This is a genomic window from Stenotrophomonas bentonitica (assembly GCF_013185915.1).
Classification (GTDB): Bacteria; Pseudomonadota; Gammaproteobacteria; order Xanthomonadales; family Xanthomonadaceae; genus Stenotrophomonas; species Stenotrophomonas bentonitica.
In genome coordinates this window covers 13426-28650 of record NZ_JAAZUH010000004.1, presented here as the reverse complement: position 1 = coordinate 28650, position 15225 = coordinate 13426, and the positions used below count along the sequence as shown (strand labels likewise).

The 15225-nt window shown below is 71.4% G+C and carries 10 protein-coding genes; 4 read left to right on the top strand and 6 right to left on the bottom strand.

Translation table 11 applies throughout. From position 1 onward, the window contains the following. Positions 1–25 precede the first annotated feature (25 nt). Genes recC through recD form a run of 3 tightly spaced genes read left to right on the top strand, consistent with a single transcriptional unit; the run spans position 26 to position 8882 of the window. A complete protein-coding gene (gene recC, locus HGB51_RS17955; protein ID WP_070208303.1) occupies positions 26–3370 on the top strand; it encodes an exodeoxyribonuclease V subunit gamma in 3345 nt (1114 codons plus the stop codon). After that, positions 3367–7014 carry an exodeoxyribonuclease V subunit beta gene (recB, locus tag HGB51_RS17950; RefSeq protein WP_070208304.1) on the top strand — a complete coding sequence of 1216 codons (3648 nt, stop codon included), beginning with the start codon at positions 3367–3369 and terminating at the stop codon, positions 7012–7014. The genes recC and recB overlap by 4 nt, the downstream gene beginning before the upstream one ends. Further along, positions 7011–8882 carry an exodeoxyribonuclease V subunit alpha gene (gene recD, locus HGB51_RS17945; RefSeq protein WP_070208305.1) on the top strand — a complete coding sequence of 624 codons (1872 nt, stop codon included), beginning with the start codon at positions 7011–7013 and terminating at the stop codon, positions 8880–8882. The genes recB and recD overlap by 4 nt, the downstream gene beginning before the upstream one ends. A gap of 32 nt (positions 8883–8914) precedes the next feature. On the opposite strand, the gene HGB51_RS17940 is transcribed toward recD, so the two are convergent. From HGB51_RS17940 to HGB51_RS17915, 6 genes are all read right to left on the bottom strand, one after another. Continuing rightward, positions 8915–9328 carry a hypothetical protein gene (locus HGB51_RS17940; protein WP_070208306.1) on the bottom strand — a complete coding sequence of 138 codons (414 nt, stop codon included), beginning with the start codon at positions 9326–9328 and terminating at the stop codon, positions 8915–8917. Between the two features lie 37 nt (positions 9329–9365). Beyond that, a complete protein-coding gene (locus HGB51_RS17935; protein WP_070208307.1) occupies positions 9366–11390 on the bottom strand; it encodes an FUSC family protein in 2025 nt (674 codons plus the stop codon). A 4-nt stretch (positions 11391–11394) separates the two neighbouring features. Continuing rightward, positions 11395–12831 (bottom strand): efflux transporter outer membrane subunit, encoded by a 1437-nt coding sequence (locus tag HGB51_RS17930; protein ID WP_070208308.1) that lies wholly within the window; start codon positions 12829–12831, stop codon positions 11395–11397. After that, on the bottom strand, positions 12828–13736 hold the full coding sequence (locus HGB51_RS17925; RefSeq protein WP_070208309.1) for an efflux RND transporter periplasmic adaptor subunit: 909 nt from the start codon (positions 13734–13736) through the stop codon (positions 12828–12830). Before HGB51_RS17925 ends, HGB51_RS17930 begins: the two co-directional genes overlap by 4 nt. After that, on the bottom strand, positions 13733–13942 hold the full coding sequence (locus HGB51_RS17920; protein WP_017354740.1) for a DUF1656 domain-containing protein: 210 nt from the start codon (positions 13940–13942) through the stop codon (positions 13733–13735). Before HGB51_RS17920 ends, HGB51_RS17925 begins: the two co-directional genes overlap by 4 nt. 84 nt (positions 13943–14026) lie before the next feature. Continuing rightward, positions 14027–14482: a MarR family winged helix-turn-helix transcriptional regulator gene (locus tag HGB51_RS17915; RefSeq protein WP_070208310.1), complete on the bottom strand. Its 456-nt coding sequence runs from the start codon at positions 14480–14482 to the stop codon at positions 14027–14029. Between the two features lie 129 nt (positions 14483–14611). Here HGB51_RS17915 and folE point away from each other — a divergent pair, with 129 nt between their 5' ends. After that, complete coding sequence (gene folE / locus HGB51_RS17910) at positions 14612–15214, top strand: GTP cyclohydrolase I FolE (protein ID WP_070208311.1); 603 nt, start codon at positions 14612–14614, stop codon at positions 15212–15214. The last annotated feature ends 11 nt before the right edge of the window (positions 15215–15225 follow it).

Genomic DNA, 15225 nt, shown 5'->3' with positions numbered 1-15225 from the left:
CGCCGCGCTGCGGCACACTGCCGCGATGACCGACCCCGCTTCAGACTTCCGCCTGTACCACTCCAATTCGCTCGATGTGCTGGCCGCCCTGCTGGCCAGGACGCTGCGCGAGCCGGTGGCCGGGCAGTCGATCCTCGAACCGGACGTGGTGCTGATTCCCCAGGTGGCGATGCGGCGCTGGCTGCAGTCCACCCTGGCGGCGGAGTATGGCATCGCCGCCAACCTGGCGTTCCTGACCCCGGGCGAGTTCGTGGCGCGGGCATTGAACGCCAATGTGCCCGGCGAACATGACGATCTCACCGCCGCCGCGCTGCACTGGAAGGTCTACGCAGCGCTGACCGACCCGGCGCTGATGGCGCAGCCGCCGCTGCGCGCGCTGCAGGCCTACCTGTCCCAACCGGACCCGCTCAAGCCGTGGGCGCTGGCCGGCGAGCTGGCCGCCGTGTTCGAGAAGTACCAGGCGTGGCGCCGCGACTGGCTGCTGCGCTGGGAAGCCGGTGCCGACCCGCACGACCCGCAGGCGATCCTGTGGCGGCGCATCGGCAGCGGCCACCAGTACCGCGCCCGCCGCATCCACGCCTACCTGGAGCAGTTCGAAGGCGCCGGGCGACCGTTGCCGGCGGGGCTGCCGCCGCGCCTGTTCGCGTTTGCCACCCTGAACGTGTCGCCGGACGTGCTGCGGGTGGTGGCCACCCAGGCGCGCGTGGGCACGCTGCACTTCTACATGCCCACGCCCACCCGTTCGTATTGGGGCGACCTGCAGACCCTGGGCGGGCGCCTGCGCAGCGGCGCGGCCGACCCGTTCGGCAGCGGCGCCGACGAGAACCGCCTGCTGCAGGCGTGGGGTGCGGCCGGGCGCGACTTCATGGCGGTGCTGGGCAGCTACGAAGTGGTCCACCCCTCCGGCGAGATCGCCGCCTACGACGATCCCGAAGACGACACCCGCGCGGACATGGCCCACGGCGGCCTCGCCGACAGCCTGCTGCACCGCCTGCAGCGCGACCTGTTCCACCGCCGCACCGCGCCGGAAGGCGCGCTGCGCCCGCAGCTGCTGCGCAACGACCCCAGCCTGCAGGTGCACGCCTGCCATACCCGCCTGCGCGAACTGCAGGTCCTGCACGACCAGCTGCGTGCGCTGCTGCAGGACCCGCGCTTCGACCCGCCGCTGCAGGCGCGTGATATCGCGGTGCTGGCACCGGACATCGATCCCTACGTGCCGTACCTGGAGGCGGTGTTCGGCGGCCGCAGCGGTGGCGAGGACCACATTCCCTACGCGCTGGCCGACACCAGTCCGCTCACCGGCGAACCGCTGGCCGACGTGTTCGTGCACCTGCTCGGGCTGCCGGTGTCGCGCTTCGGCCTCAACGAAGTGCTGGACCTGCTGGCCAGCGCGCCGCTGGCCGAAGCCGCTGGCCTGGACGCAGCCGCGTTCGACCGCCTGCACGACTGGCTGCAGGCCGCCGGCGCGCGCTGGGGCCTGGATGCCAGCCACCGCGCGCAGCACCGGGCGCCGAACGACGACGCCTACACCTGGCAGTTCGCGCTGGACCGCCTGCTGCTCGGCCATGCCAGCGGCAGCGACGGCGACATCGCCGGCGTGGCGCCGTGGCCGGAGCTGGAAGGCAGCGCGCTGGACGCGCTGGACCGCCTGCTCGCGCTGATGCGGGTGCTGGCGCGCTACCAGCGCGCGCTGGGCGATGCACTGCCCCCGGCGCAGTGGCGCCAGCGCCTGCTGGCCCTGCTCGACGCGCTGCTGCCGGAGACCCCGGAAGCGGCCAGCAGCCAGCGCGCGCTGGAGCGGCTGCGCAAGCTGATCAACGAATTCGCCCGCGAGGCCGAACGCGCCGGTTTCAACGCCCCGGTTCCGCCGGAGGTGGTACGCGCGCACTTCGCCGGGGTGCTCGGCGAGGCCGACACCCGCGCGCCGCTGCTGACCGGTGGCATCAGCTTCGGGCGGATGGTGCCGATGCGGCTGCTGCCGTTCCGGGTGATCTGCGTACTTGGGCTCAACGACGGCGACTTCCCGCGCCGCGACCCGGCCGCCGGGCTCAACCAGCTCACCGCCGAACTGGGCACCGACAAGCGCCGGCACGGCGACCGCTCGCTGCGCGAGGACGACCGCTTCCTGTTCCTGCAGCTGTTCGCCTCGGCGCAGGACGTGTTCTACCTGAGCTACCTGGGCGCAGACCCCCGCGACGGCAGCGTGCGCGAACCGTCGGTGCTGGTCAGCGAACTGATCGACGCCGCCGCCGAGTACCACCAGGATCCACCGGCCGCAGTGAAGCAGTTCACCGTGCGCCATTCGCTGCAGCCGTTCTCGCCGGCCGCGTTCGGCGGAGGCGACGAACCGCGCCGCTTCAGTTACCGCCAGCAGTGGCACCCGGCGGCAGGCTCGCTCGGCAGCGTACGGCGCACACCGCCGGCATGGTTCCAGCAGCCGCTGGCGCCGTTGCCGGAGGACGCCGCGCCGGAGCTGTCGCTGGACGCGCTGCGCCGCTTCCTCACCGACCCGGCCGGACAGTTCCTGTCGCAGCGGCTGGGCCTGCGCCTGCCGGAAGAGCTGGGAACGGCCGAGGACCTGGAGCCGCTGGTGCTGGCCGGACGGGGCCTGGAGCAGCGCCTGCTGCAGCATGCGGTGATCGAGGCGACCCTGGAAGGCGATGACACGCCGCTGTATGCACGGTTGCGCGCACGCGCGCTGCTGCCATCGGGTGCGCTCGGCGAACGCCAGTTCCAGGCGCTGCAGGCGCAGACCCGCCCCTATGCGCTGGCATTGGCGCAGTGGCGCGGCGACAGTACCGCCGACAGCCGCCGCTACGAAGTGGAGATCGATGGCGTGCGCCTGCACGGCCGGGTCGACGACATCCACCCGCAGGGCATCGTGCGCCTGCGCGCCGGTGGCCTGAACGGCCCGGCGGCGATCCGCCACGGGCTGGACTGGTTGCTGGCCAATGCCGCCGGTGACGCCCTGCCGCTGGTCGAGTTCCACGACGGTGGCGACGACGGGGTAGGGCCGCACGTGTTGCCCGCGCTGCCGGCCGCCACCGCGAAGGCCACATTGCAGACCCTGCTGCAGCTGCGTGGCGAAGGACTGCGCGGTCCGCTGCTGTATGGCCCGTACACCGCGTGGACGCTGTACCGCACCCCGGCCGCCAAGCGCGAAGCCGAGGGCTGGGCGCAATGGCATGGCGGCGACCGCCGCTGGGGCGAGGCCACCGGCGACGCCCTGCAGCTGGCCCTGCGTGGGCGCGACCCGTTCGCCGACCCGGACAGCTACCAGCAGCTGCTGCAGACCAGCTTCCGGGTGTTCTGCGCCGTGCGCGAGGGCCGGGTGTTCCAGGGCTTCACCGACGAAGGAGCGCCGGCATGAGCGACCTGGACCTGCAGCACGATCCGTACCTGTCCCTGCCGCTGGACGGCGTGCGGCTGATCGAAGCCAGCGCGGGCACCGGCAAGACCTTCACCCTGGCTACGCTGTTCACCCGGCTGGTGGTGGAACAGGGCTACCGCATCGGCCAGATCCTCGCAGTGACCTTCACCGACGCCGCCACACAGGAACTGCGCAAGCGCATCCGCGAGCGCCTGGCCCTGGCCGCGCAGCTGCTGGCGCGCGCGCCCTCTGAAGACGAAGCGCCCGACGCGCAGCTCACCCGCTACCTGCTGCAGCGCGAACTGGATCGCGGCCGAGAAACCCCGGCGGCGCTGGCGCAGCGCCTGCAGACCGCCGCCGACGAGATCGACCTCGCCGCGATCTTCACCATCCATGGCTTCTGCACCCGGGTGCTGCGCGAACACGCGCTGGAGAGCGGCCACACCTTCGACCCGCCGACCCTGCTGCCCAGCGAGCGCGAACTGCACGACCAGCTCGGTGCCGACCTGTGGCGGGTGCACGCCAACGACCCCGCACGGGTCGATGCGCTGACCCGGTTGTGGTCGGATCCGGACGCGCTGGCACGCGACCTGTCGGCGCTGATCAAACCACTGCCACTGCTGCCGCCCGTGCCCGTGCATCGGCTGGACGATCCCAGTGACGCGTTGCAGGACGCCGCCGAGGCACTCGCGCTGGCGATCGACGCGCATGCCGAAGACGCCCAGGCCAGCATCGCCAACGCCTTCGAGCGCAAGATCTTCGACGGCCGCCGCGCACGTCGACCGAGCTTCGACAAGGCCTTCGCCGAACTGTTCGCCGGCCGCGCGTCGCGCAGCTGGCCGCGCAGCGACAAGCTGCACCTGGGCAAGCTGCTGCCGGTGGCACTGCTCGGCTTCTGCAAAGAGGATCAGCAGGGCCTGTGCCCGGCCTCGCCGCTGTTCGACGCGCTGCAGACCTGGTGGCAGGCCGCCGACAGCCATGACCAGTGGCTGCGCCAGCAGGCGCTGCTGCTGCTGCACGACCTGCGCGGCCAGGCTCGCGCGCGTCTCGACGAATTGAAGCGGGTCGGCCGGGTGCAGACCTACGACGACCTGATCGACGGCGTCGCCGCCGCGCTGGAAGGCCCGCACCGCGCGGCGCTGGTCCGGCAGCTTCGCGCGCAGTACCGGATCGCGCTGGTGGACGAATTCCAGGACACCGATGATCGCCAGTGGGGCATCTTCCAGCGCGTGTTCGGCGATTCGCCGGAAACCCGCGAGGCGGGACTGGAACCGGCGCTGTTCCTGATCGGCGATCCCAAGCAGGCCATCTACGGCTTCCGCGGCGGCGACATCCACACCTACCTCAAGGCCAAGCGCGAGGCGGTCGCCGCGCCCGCCTTGAACCGCAACTTCCGCTCACGGCCCGGCGTGCTGCGCGCGCTGCAGGCGCTGTACGACGCGGCGGGCGAACGCGCCTTCCTGGAAGCGGACATCGCCTTCGAGCCGGTACTGCCCGGCAGCACCCGCAGCGACGCCGACTTCCTGCGCGACGACCAGCCCGCACCGGGCCTGACCCTGCGCCTGCTGCGCAGCGACGACGGTGCCGAACTCAAGGCCGACCCGTCGCGGCAGCAGGCCACCGACGCCTGCGTGGCGGCGATCCACCAGGTGCTGCTGGAAGGCCGGCAGGGCCGCGCGCTGCTGCGCGGCGCGCCGGTGCAGCCGGGTGACATCGCCGTGCTGGTGCGCCGCCACCATGAAGCCACCCGGATCCAGCAGGCGCTGAGTGCGGTCGGCATTCCAGCGGTGGCCGCCGGCAAGCAGAGCCTGTACGCCACTGCCGAGGCACGCGAACTGCGCGTGCTGCTGCTGGCGCTGCTGCAACCGGCCGACGAGGGCCGCCTGCGCGCGGCGCTGTCGACCGTGCTGCTCGGCGAGAACGCCGCGGCGATCGACGCGATGGAACGCGACGGCGACCCGCAGCGCGCGTTCCAGACCCGGCTGCTGCTGTGGCGCGAACGCTGGCTGCGCGGCGGACCGTTCGCGGTCATCGCCGACCTGTGCGCCGAACATGCCGAACGCCTGCTCGGCCTGCTCGATGGCGAACGCCGCCTCACCAACTACCTGCAGCTGGGTGAACTGCTGCAGCAGGCGGCCGGCCAGGCGCTGGGCATGCACGGCCTGCTGGACTGGCTGCAGGTGCAGATGGCGCACGCCGACCAGGACGACGAACAGCAGCTGCTGCGGCTGGAATCGGACGCGCGCCGGGTGCAGATCATCACCCTGCACAAGAGCAAGGGGCTGGAGTACCCCTTGGTGTTCCTGCCCTTCGTCGGCATCGGCAGTGGCGGCGCCAACACCGATGCCAACTGCACGGTGTACGCCGACGGCCGCCGCGAACTGCACTGGAAGCTGGAGCGCGACGAGGCGTGGAGCGCGGCCAGCGCGCGCGCCGCGCAGGAGCAGGAGGCCGAAGACGCGCGCCTGCTGTACGTGGGCCTGACCCGCGCCGAGCATGGCTTGTGGATCGCGGCCGGCGACCTCGCCGGACTGGCGAAGACCCGGCTGGCACCGATGCTGTCCGACCTCGATGCGCTGCGGGCGAACCCGGACATCCAGGTGATCGAAGGCCCCGGGGAGCCGCGCCCGGCGCAGCTGCCGGTGGAGCGCGAAGGCGACCTGCCGCCGGTGCGTGCGGTCACCCGGCGGGTGCCGCACGACTGGTGGGTGTACAGCTTTACCCAGCTGGCCAACGCGGATGCCGGCCACGACACCGACGCGATGGCCACCGAAGCGCCGGCCCCGGCCGCCGACGAACCGGCCGGCGGCGAGTTGCCGCTCGAGGTCGAGCCGCTGGCGCCGAGCGAACCGCAGCCGGAGATCGATCCGCGCTTCATGGGCAGCCGCTTCGGCAACGTGCTGCACGATGCGCTGGAGAACACCGACTTCGCGCGCTGGTCCGACTGGCACGCGGGCGATGCGGCGCCGCCGGAACAGGCCGGGGTGCTGCGCGACTCGCTGCGCGCCGAAGGCTATGCCGACGCCGACCTGGACGATGGCGTGGCAGTGCTGGTGCCGCTGGTCGGGCAGACCCTGACCGTGCAACTGCCCGAAGGCGGCGCGCTGTGCAGCCTGCCCGCGCAGGACCGTCGCGCCGAGATCGAGTTCCACTTCGCCATGCAGGCCACCGCCGTGCCAGCGCTGCTGCAGCTGCTGCACCGGCATGGGCTGGTGCGCGACCGGCGCAGCTTTGGTACCCGGCGCCTGCTGGAAGGGCTGATGACCGGCAAGATCGACCTCACCTACGTGCGCGACGGACGCTGGTACGTGCTCGATTACAAATCCAACCGTCTCCCTGGCTACGACGCCGCGCGCCTGGCCGAGGCCATGCAGCACAGCGAGTACGACCTGCAGGCGCTGATCTACACCGTGGCCCTGCACCGCTGGCTGCGCTTCCGGCTCGGCGCCGGCTACGACCTGGCGCGCGACATGGGCGGCATCCGCTACCTGTTCTGCCGTGGGCTCGAGGCCGGCCGCGCCGACGCGCCGGGCGTGCATGCACAGCGATTCGACCCGGCGCTGGTGGAGGCGATGGACGCGCTGTTCGCAGGCGGCACCGACGCCCACGCCGGGCTGGTGGCACGCGCGCGGGGTGACGCATGAGCCTGCTCGCCGCGCTGTTGCAGCAGGGCACCCTGCGCACCCTGGACCACGCGTTGGCGCAGAGCCTGCGCCGACTGCAGCCGGACACGCCCGACGCGGTGCTCGCCGCAGCCGCGCTGGCCTCGCTGGCGGTGGCGCAGGGCCACGCCGGGCTGGACCCGCAGCAGCCCCGGCGGCTGGTGGATGCCGACCTGGACTGGCCGCTGCCCGGCGACTGGATCGCGCAGCTGCGCGCCTCGCCGTGGGTGGATACGCCGGCACGCGACGACCATGCGGCCGCCGATGCACCGCTCGTGCTCGAACACGGCCTGCTGTACCTGCGCCGCTACCGCGAATACGAACGGCGGCTGGCGCTGGGCCTGCAGCGCATTGCCAGCCAACCGCTGCCCGCGCACGACCCGGCGGCGCTGGCGCCGCTGTTCGCACAGTTGTTCCCGCAGGCGCTGGAGGGCATCGATCACCAGGCGCGTGCCGCAGCGGTGGCACTGCGCCACCCGCTGGTGCTGGTGACCGGCGGGCCCGGCACCGGCAAGACCACCACCATTGCGCGCCTGCTGGTGCTGCTGGCCGCACAGGCGCAGCAGGCCGACGCCGCGCTGCCCCGGGTGGCGCTTGCCGCCCCCACCGGACGCGCAGCCGAGCGCATGGCCGAAAGCCTGCGCCTGGCCCTGCAGCGGCTGCGCCTGGTCGGGGTGGCCGCCGAACTGGCCGAGGCACTGCCCACCACCGGCGCCACCCTGCATCGCCTGCTCGGGGTGATTCCCGATTCGCCGCGCTTCCGCCATCACGCCGACAACCCGTTGCCGTTCGATGTGGTGGTGGTGGACGAAGCGTCGATGATCGACCTGCCGCTGATGACCAAGCTGGTGGAGGCGGTTGCCAACGGCACCCGGCTGATCCTGCTCGGCGACCCCGACCAGCTGCCGTCGGTGGAAGCTGGCGACGTGCTCAGCGCGGTGCTGCAGGCCAGTGGCGACGGTCTGGGCACCCAGGCCGACGATGCCGCTGCGCTGCGCCCGCTGCTGGCGCCGGCCGCGTTGCAGCCGCTGGCTGCGCCGCTGCCGTTCGCCGGCCGTCGCGTACAGTTGCAGCGCGGCTACCGGCAGAGCGACGCGCTGGACCTGGCGCCACTTGCGGCTGCGGTGCGCGTGGGCGACAGCGCCCGTGCATTGGAGCTGCTGCGGCACGGCCAGCTGGCCGGCGTGCACTTCCACGAAGACCAGGTGGACCCGCTGCAGCAGCATCGGCAGACCCTGCTGGCGCACTGGCGCGGACTCGGCGAGGCGGCGGACCCGGCGCAGGCGCTGGCCCAGGCCGGCCAGCTGCGCCTGCTCACCGCGCTGCGCGAAGGGCCGCAGGGTGCGCGCGGCCTCAACGAACGCATCGAAGCGGCGCTGGCCGGCAGCGCGCGGCCGGGCGGTGGGCCGCGCTATTTCCACGGCCGGCTGCTGCTGATCACCGAGAACAGCTATCGGCACCGCCTGTTCAACGGCGATATCGGCCTGTGCCTGCGCAGCAGCGAAGGCGCGGTGCTGGCCTGGTTCCCCGGCGACAGCCCGGAACACCCGCGCGCGTTCCACCCGGCCGCGCTGCCCGCGCATGAAAGCGCGTTCGCGATGACCGTGCACAAGGCGCAGGGCTCGGAGTTCGACGAGGTGTGGCTGCAGCTGCCGCGGCGCGACAACCGGGTGCTGTCGCGCGAGCTGGTGTACACCGGCATGACCCGGGCGCGCCGGGCACTGCATGTACTGGGCAGTGCGGAGGTGGTGCAGGAAGCGCTGGCGCGCCACGCCAGCCGGTTGTCCGGGCTGGCGGTCAGGTTGGGGGCGGGGTCGAAAGCACCGACCCAGGGCGACCTGTTCGGGTAGAGCCGGGCTCTGCCCGGCTCCACAACGCAACGTTACTCGCCTTCTTCCACTTCCCCGGGAACCAGCACGGTGCCGTCCGGGTACACGATCGCGCCGTCGCCGCTCACGTCGAAGAAGCCCACTCCGTGCTTGTTGGCGAGGATCTGCACCTGCCCGTGCGCGTCTTCGGCCACTTCGTCGTCGAACGAGGCGTAGATCACATGGGTGCCGATGCTGTAGTCGTTCACCTGCGGGCGATCATCCTCGTCATCCGAGAGCGGACCGTCCATCGGCGGGAAGTCTTCGGCCAGCTCGGCGAAGAACGCCTGCAGCGCCGCCACCGAGACGGCTGCGTCGTCGTACTCGTGCTTCTCGTTCCACTCGGTCTGTGCGTCGTACCACTGCAGGAACGCTTCGACTTCGCGCGGCGCCACGGCCGGGTCGAACACCATCACGTCATAACTCATCGAAGTTTCACCTTGTGCCATGCAGGAATGCAGGGCGTCAGGATACTCCGCCCTGTGTGACCGCCAGCTGCTCGGGGAACAGCGCATAGCGCAGGCCCAGCACGCCCATCAGGGCCTCGTCGCGGGCCTTGCCGGCGTCCACGGTCTGCACCCGCTGCAGCGACGCCTCCAGCCGGGCCTGCAACGCCGGCGGGGCCGGCAGGGGCCGGCGCTGGGCGACCTGGGCCCGGTAGTGCGCGGCCACGTCGTCCAAGATGGTCTCGATGGCCTGCATGCTGGCCGCCGGCAGGCCGTGCCGGGCGCGGCGCAGCTGCAGGATGTTCAGGCCGATGCGCGCCTCGGTCAGCATGTCCACCGAAGCGATGTCGCTGCCCTCGGGGGTGGCCGCCAGACGCGGCGCGAGCAGGCCCAGCAGGTCCAGCATGCGCGCGGCGAACCGCTGGCGGTCCTGCTGGCCACGGCCTTCGGCGGCCTCGGCCAGGGTCACCCAGCCCTGGCGGACCAGGCGGCGCGCGGTCCATTCCGCCCCCACCGAGCGGAACACCCGGGTCATCACCACCGCAAACCCAATCCCGATGAACATCGCCACCGAAGAATTGATGAAGCTCTGGATGTTGGCGTTGTAGGTGTTCTGCACATTCAGCAGCGCCACCAGGTTAACCGTCAGCGGCAGCCCGATCAGCGCGGTCTTCGGCCGGTGCAGCAGCAGGCCCAGTGGCAGGAAGATCACCGCCAGTACCAGCGCCAGGCTACCGAAGTCGTGCACCGCCGGGAACACCCCGAACAGGTACACCGCCGCAACGCCGCTGGCCACGATCGCCCACAGCAGGAACTGCAGCATGCTCGGCGCCGGGTCGTCCTGCGCGGCGAAGAACGCAGCGGCCACCGCCGCCATCATCGCGCCGTTGCCGCCGCCTTCCCAGCCCAGCCCGATCCACAGCGCGCAGTAGGTCATCAGCGCCACGCCGGCACTGGCCGCCGAGAACAGCGCCATGCCGTAGTCCACGTGGCGCGCATCGCCGATGCGTTCGGCCCGCACCCGGTAGTGGGCGGTATCGCGCGGGGCGCTGCCGTGCTCGATGGCGTCCTGCAGGGTCGCGCAGTCCTGCCACAGGTCCACCAGCTCCTCCAGCCGCAGCAGCAGGGTCACCAGCAACAGGTGGTCCAGCTCGCCGTCCACCGCCGGTTTCAGCGCCAGGATGCGCGCGCGCAGCGCGTCATGGTCGGCGTTGTCGGCACGGCCCGGTTGTTCCAGCCACTCCGCGATGTCCTGCACCAGCGGCTCCAGCCCCGGCGGCAGCGCGCGGCCACCGGCACGCAGCGCACCCAGCCGGTCGGCAATCGAGGACAGTACCGGCAGCATCAGCAGCATGCGTTCGCGCAGGCGTTCCATCGATACCGACGATCCGGCATGGCGCGGGTCGTCGCGGCGCATGAATTCGATCAGCGCTTCGAACTGCACCAGGTCGGCGGCCAGCCGGTTGCGCGGGGCGTGCGCCTGGCCGCGCAGCAGGATCTGCCGGCACCACTGCGCCGCATCGCCCATCCAGCTGCCGATCCGCGCGCGCAGCATCGGTCGCGCCGAGCTCGGGAAGAACAGCGAGGCGAACAGCACCGCCACCACCGTGCCCAGGATGATCTCTTCGCTGCGCGCCACCACCGTGTCGAAGATGGTGTCCGGCGAGGTCACCGCCGGGAAGCCGATGAAGGCAGTGGTGTAGCCCGCCAGCAGGAACGCGTAGCCGCGCGGGCCGCGGTTGAGCAGGGCGATGAACAGGCACGCCGACAGCCACAGCGACATCGCCGCGCTCAGCAGCAGCGGGGTTTCCACCAGGTGCGGCAGCATCCACAGCGTGGCCGCACCGGCGATCAGGGTGCCGACGATGCGGTACACGCCCTTGGCCCGGGTCGGGCCCAGCATCGGCTGGGTCACGATGTACACCGTGGCCATCGCCCAGTACGGGCGCGACAGGTTGCCGGCCAGGCCGATGTACAGCGCGGCCAGCGCGGCCAGGAAGGTCTTCACCGAAAACAGCCACGCCTGGCGGTCCAGCAGCAGCATGGGGTCAGTCCTTGTCGACATTCCAACCGCCGCCCAGCACCAGGAACAGCTGGATCTGGTCGCGCGAGACCTGCGCCTGTGCCTGCGCCAGGGTCGCGTCGGCGCTGACCAGGGTACGGTCGGCGTCCAGGCTCGCCAGGTACGGCGTGCGCCCGCCCTGGTAGAGCCGCCGGTTCTGGTCGGCAGCCAGCGCGGCCTGGCTCTGTGCCTGCTGCAGCGACTGCACCCGCTGCAGGTCGTGCGCATAGCGGCTCAAAGCGGTCTGGGTTTCGCGCAGCGCCTGCAGCACGCTGTGGTCGAATTCGGCCAGCGCCGCGTCGGCACCGGCTTCGGTGGCGTGGATGCGCGCGTGGGTGCCCGAGGACGGCAGCGTCCACGAGATCAGCGGACCGATCGACCACTGCTGGGTCAGCGGTTCGCCGAAGTCGGCCAGCAGGCCGGCTGCGCCCAGCGAGGCGCCCAGGCGGATGTCCGGGTACAGCTCGGCAGTGGCCACGCCGATCCGCGCGGTGGCAGCAGCCAATCGGCGCTCGGCCTGGCGGATATCCGGGCGGCGCTGCAGCAGCGCGCGGCCATCGCCCACCGGCAGTGGCCGGGCGAGGGTCGGCGCCGCGCTGCAATCGGAAACGCCGGCGGGAATCTGCCCCGGGGTCTGCCCGAGCAGGGCCGCCAGCTGGTACTCGGACGCCTGGCGCTGCGCGCGCAACGGCGGCAGCGCTGCTTCCAGCATCGCCACCTGCGCGTTGGCACGCGCCAGCTCCGGCGGCGTGCCGCGCCCGGCATCGATCAGGCGCTGGGTCACCTCGCGGCTGCGCTGCTGCAGCTGCAGCGAATGCTCGGCCACGTGCAGCTCGTGGTTGGCGTGGCAGATCTCCACGTAGCTGCCGGCCACCTGGGCCACCAGCGACACCCGGGCCAGGTCCATGGCCGCTGCCGTGGCCTGCTCGTCGGCCCGCGCCGCCTCGGAGGCGCGCTTGAGCTTGCCGAACAGGTCGAACTGGTAGGACACGGCAAACTTGCCGTCGGCCAGGTTGATCGGCGGCAGCTCGTGCTCGAGCAGGAACGACTCGGCCGACAGCTGCGCGCGGCTGACCCCGGCCTCGGCTTCGTACTCGAAGCCACCGGCGTCCAGCGCCTGTTCGTACACGGCCGCGGCACGGCGCAGATTGGCGTCGGCGACCTTGAGTTCCACGTTGTCGCGCAGCGCCTGCTCGACCAGCCCGTTGAGGGTGGGGTCCTGGTACAGCTCCCACCAGCGCGCCGGCAGCTCGGCACCGGGCGCCATCTGCGCGTTGCCGGTGTCGATGAAAGCAGCGTTGGCGTCCGGGCGCTGGAAGGCGGCGCCGGCCGGCACCGCATAGTCCGGCCCGACCGTGCGGCACGCGGCCAGGCTGGTCAGGGCCAGCGCCAGGCCGATGCGGTGCAGGGCCGGGCGGCTCACAGTGCCGCCCGTGCCGGGTGTGCCGGCGTGGCCGGGGCGGTGTCCGGCTCGATGGTGACGGTGGCGGTGCGCCCGGCGATCAGGTTCACGCCGTCGGGCACGCTGTCGATATGGATGCGCACCGGGATGCGCTGGGCCAGCCGCACCCAGTCGAACGCCGGGGTCACGTTCGGCAGCAGGCTGGAGCCTTCGCTGCGGTAGCGGTCCTCGATACCGGCGGCGATGCTCTGCACGTGGCCCTGCAGCGGCTGCGCCTCGCCCATCAGGCGGATGTCGACCTTCTGCCCGGCGTGCACGCCGCGCAGGCGGGTTTCCTCGAAGTAGCCATCGACCCGGAACGAACCGGTGTCGAGCACCGCCATCACCGGGTGGCCGGCAGTGACATAGTCGCCGGCGCGCACGGTACGGTCGTTGACGTGGCCGTCGCTGGGGCTGCGCACTTCGGTGCGGGCCAGGTTGAGCGTGGCCAGGTCCACCGCCGCCTGCGCGGTGGCCGCCGCGGCCTGTGCGGCCTGCAGCTTGGCGCGGCGCACTTCGGCATCTTCGGCGGCCACCAGGTCCTGCAGGCTGCGGTCGCGCGCGATCTCGCGACGCAGCTGCTGCAGCGTGGCGTTGCGTTCGCCCAGCGTTGCCTGGGCCTGCTCCAGTGCGATCTGGTAGCGCGCGCGGTCGACCACGAACAGCACGTCGCCGCGCTTCACCGGCTGGTTGTCGGCCACGTTGACCGCTTCGACCAGGCCGGACACGTCCGGCGCTACCTGGACGACGTCGGCGCTGACATGCGCGTCGCGGGTCCACGGCTCATCCATGTAGTACGACCACAGGTGGCGCAGCACCAGCAGTGCGGCAATGACGGCAACCCCGGTCAGGACGACCGGGACGGTGTGCTTGAGGATCTTGTTCACGATTGCATCCAACGCATCAGGGAAAACAACCCGCCGAGCACGATCACGTACACGGCCAGGTTGAACAGGGCGGGGTGCCAGATGTGGCGGTAGGCGCCGGTGCGCTGCAGGACCAGGCGCAGCCCGCTCTTGAGCAGGTAGGCCAGCAGCATCAGCCCGAGCAGGGTCGGGACGAACACACCGTAGAGACTGAATTCACCGTACATCGGGGCAGGAACTTCGCAGGGGAGCGGAAAGGGGAACGCCACGGCGTCGCCGGGCGACACCGGGAAAACACGGCAGGGCAGGGCTTACGTCACGCGGTCGGAGGCATCGGCCAGCAGCTTCCACAGCTTCAGCACCGTGCGCAGTTCCTCGGTGCTGAGCTCGCCGAACACGTCCTGGCGCAGGCCGATCAGCTGCTGCTCCAGTTCGCTGACCAGGGCCTCGCCCTTGTCGGTCAGCCACAGCAGGTTGGCGCGGCGGTCGCTGGCGTCGCTCTCGCGGCGGACCAGCTCGCTGGCCGACAGCTTGTCCAGCAGGCGGACCAGCGAGGGGCCTTCCATGCCCAGCTGCTGGGCCAGGGTGACCTGGCGGATACCGCCGCCGGCGCGGCCGATCATCAGCAGCGGCATGGTGCAGGCGGCGGAGATGCCGTAGCTGCCCAGGGCCTGGTCGGCCAGGCGCTGCCATTGCCGCCCTGAGTGGAGCAGGCCGGAGCTGAGCTGCATCTGCAGCTGGGTGCGTTCGTCGAGTGAGCGTTTCATGGCAGATAGATAGGATACTACTAATTACGATCCTATCAATACCCCTGGCCGAACCCCAGCCCAACGGAGCGGGGGACGGCCAAGGGCTCCGTCGGGTACGATGCTCGCCCCCTTCGGGTGCTGTATTCCATGAGCCAGAAAGACAACGACGCGACCCCCGTAACCCAGGCCGAAGCCGAAACGGCCGTGCGCACCCTGCTGCGCTGGGCCGGTGAAGACCCCACCCGTGAAGGCCTGCTGGACACCCCGCGGCGCGTGGCCGAAGCGTATGGCGACTGGTTCAGCGGCTACCGCGACGACCCGCGCGCCTACATGGAGCGCACCTTCGAGGAAGTGGCCGGCTACGACGAACTGATCGTGCTGCGCGACATCGAGTACGAAAGCCACTGCGAACACCACATGGCGCCGATCATCGGCCGCGTGCACGTCGGCTACCTGCCGGCCGGCAAGGTGGTGGGCATCAGCAAGCTGGCCCGCGTGGTCGAAGCCTATGCGCGCCGCTTCCAGGTCCAGGAAAAGATGACCGCGCAGATCGCCCAGTGCATCCAGGACGTGCTGCAGCCGATCGGTGTGGGCGTGGTGGTGGAAGGTGCGCATGAATGCATGACCACCCGCGGCATCCACAAGCGTGGCGTCAGCATGGTCACCTCCAAGATGCTCGGCAGCTTCCGCGAGGACGCGCGTACCCGCGCCGAATTCCTGCGTTTCATCGAAGTGGGCGGCAAGCGCTGATCGCCCCCACT

What these genes read in the sequence shown, in the direction of transcription:
- HGB51_RS17915 (WP_070208310.1), bottom strand. Translation starts at nt 14,482, where the DNA reads ATGAAACGCTCACTCGACGAACGCACCCAGCTGCAGATGCAGCTCAGC.
- HGB51_RS17940 (WP_070208306.1), bottom strand. Translation starts at nt 9,328, where the DNA reads ATGAGTTATGACGTGATGGTGTTCGACCCGGCCGTGGCGCCGCGCGAA.
- HGB51_RS17920 (WP_017354740.1), bottom strand. Translation starts at nt 13,942, where the DNA reads ATGTACGGTGAATTCAGTCTCTACGGTGTGTTCGTCCCGACCCTGCTC.
- recB (WP_070208304.1), top strand. Translation starts at nt 3,367, where the DNA reads ATGAGCGACCTGGACCTGCAGCACGATCCGTACCTGTCCCTGCCGCTG.
- folE (WP_070208311.1), top strand. Translation starts at nt 14,612, where the DNA reads ATGAGCCAGAAAGACAACGACGCGACCCCCGTAACCCAGGCCGAAGCC.
- recC (WP_070208303.1), top strand. Translation starts at nt 26, where the DNA reads ATGACCGACCCCGCTTCAGACTTCCGCCTGTACCACTCCAATTCGCTC.
- recD (WP_070208305.1), top strand. Translation starts at nt 7,011, where the DNA reads ATGAGCCTGCTCGCCGCGCTGTTGCAGCAGGGCACCCTGCGCACCCTG.
- HGB51_RS17935 (WP_070208307.1), bottom strand. Translation starts at nt 11,390, where the DNA reads ATGCTGCTGCTGGACCGCCAGGCGTGGCTGTTTTCGGTGAAGACCTTC.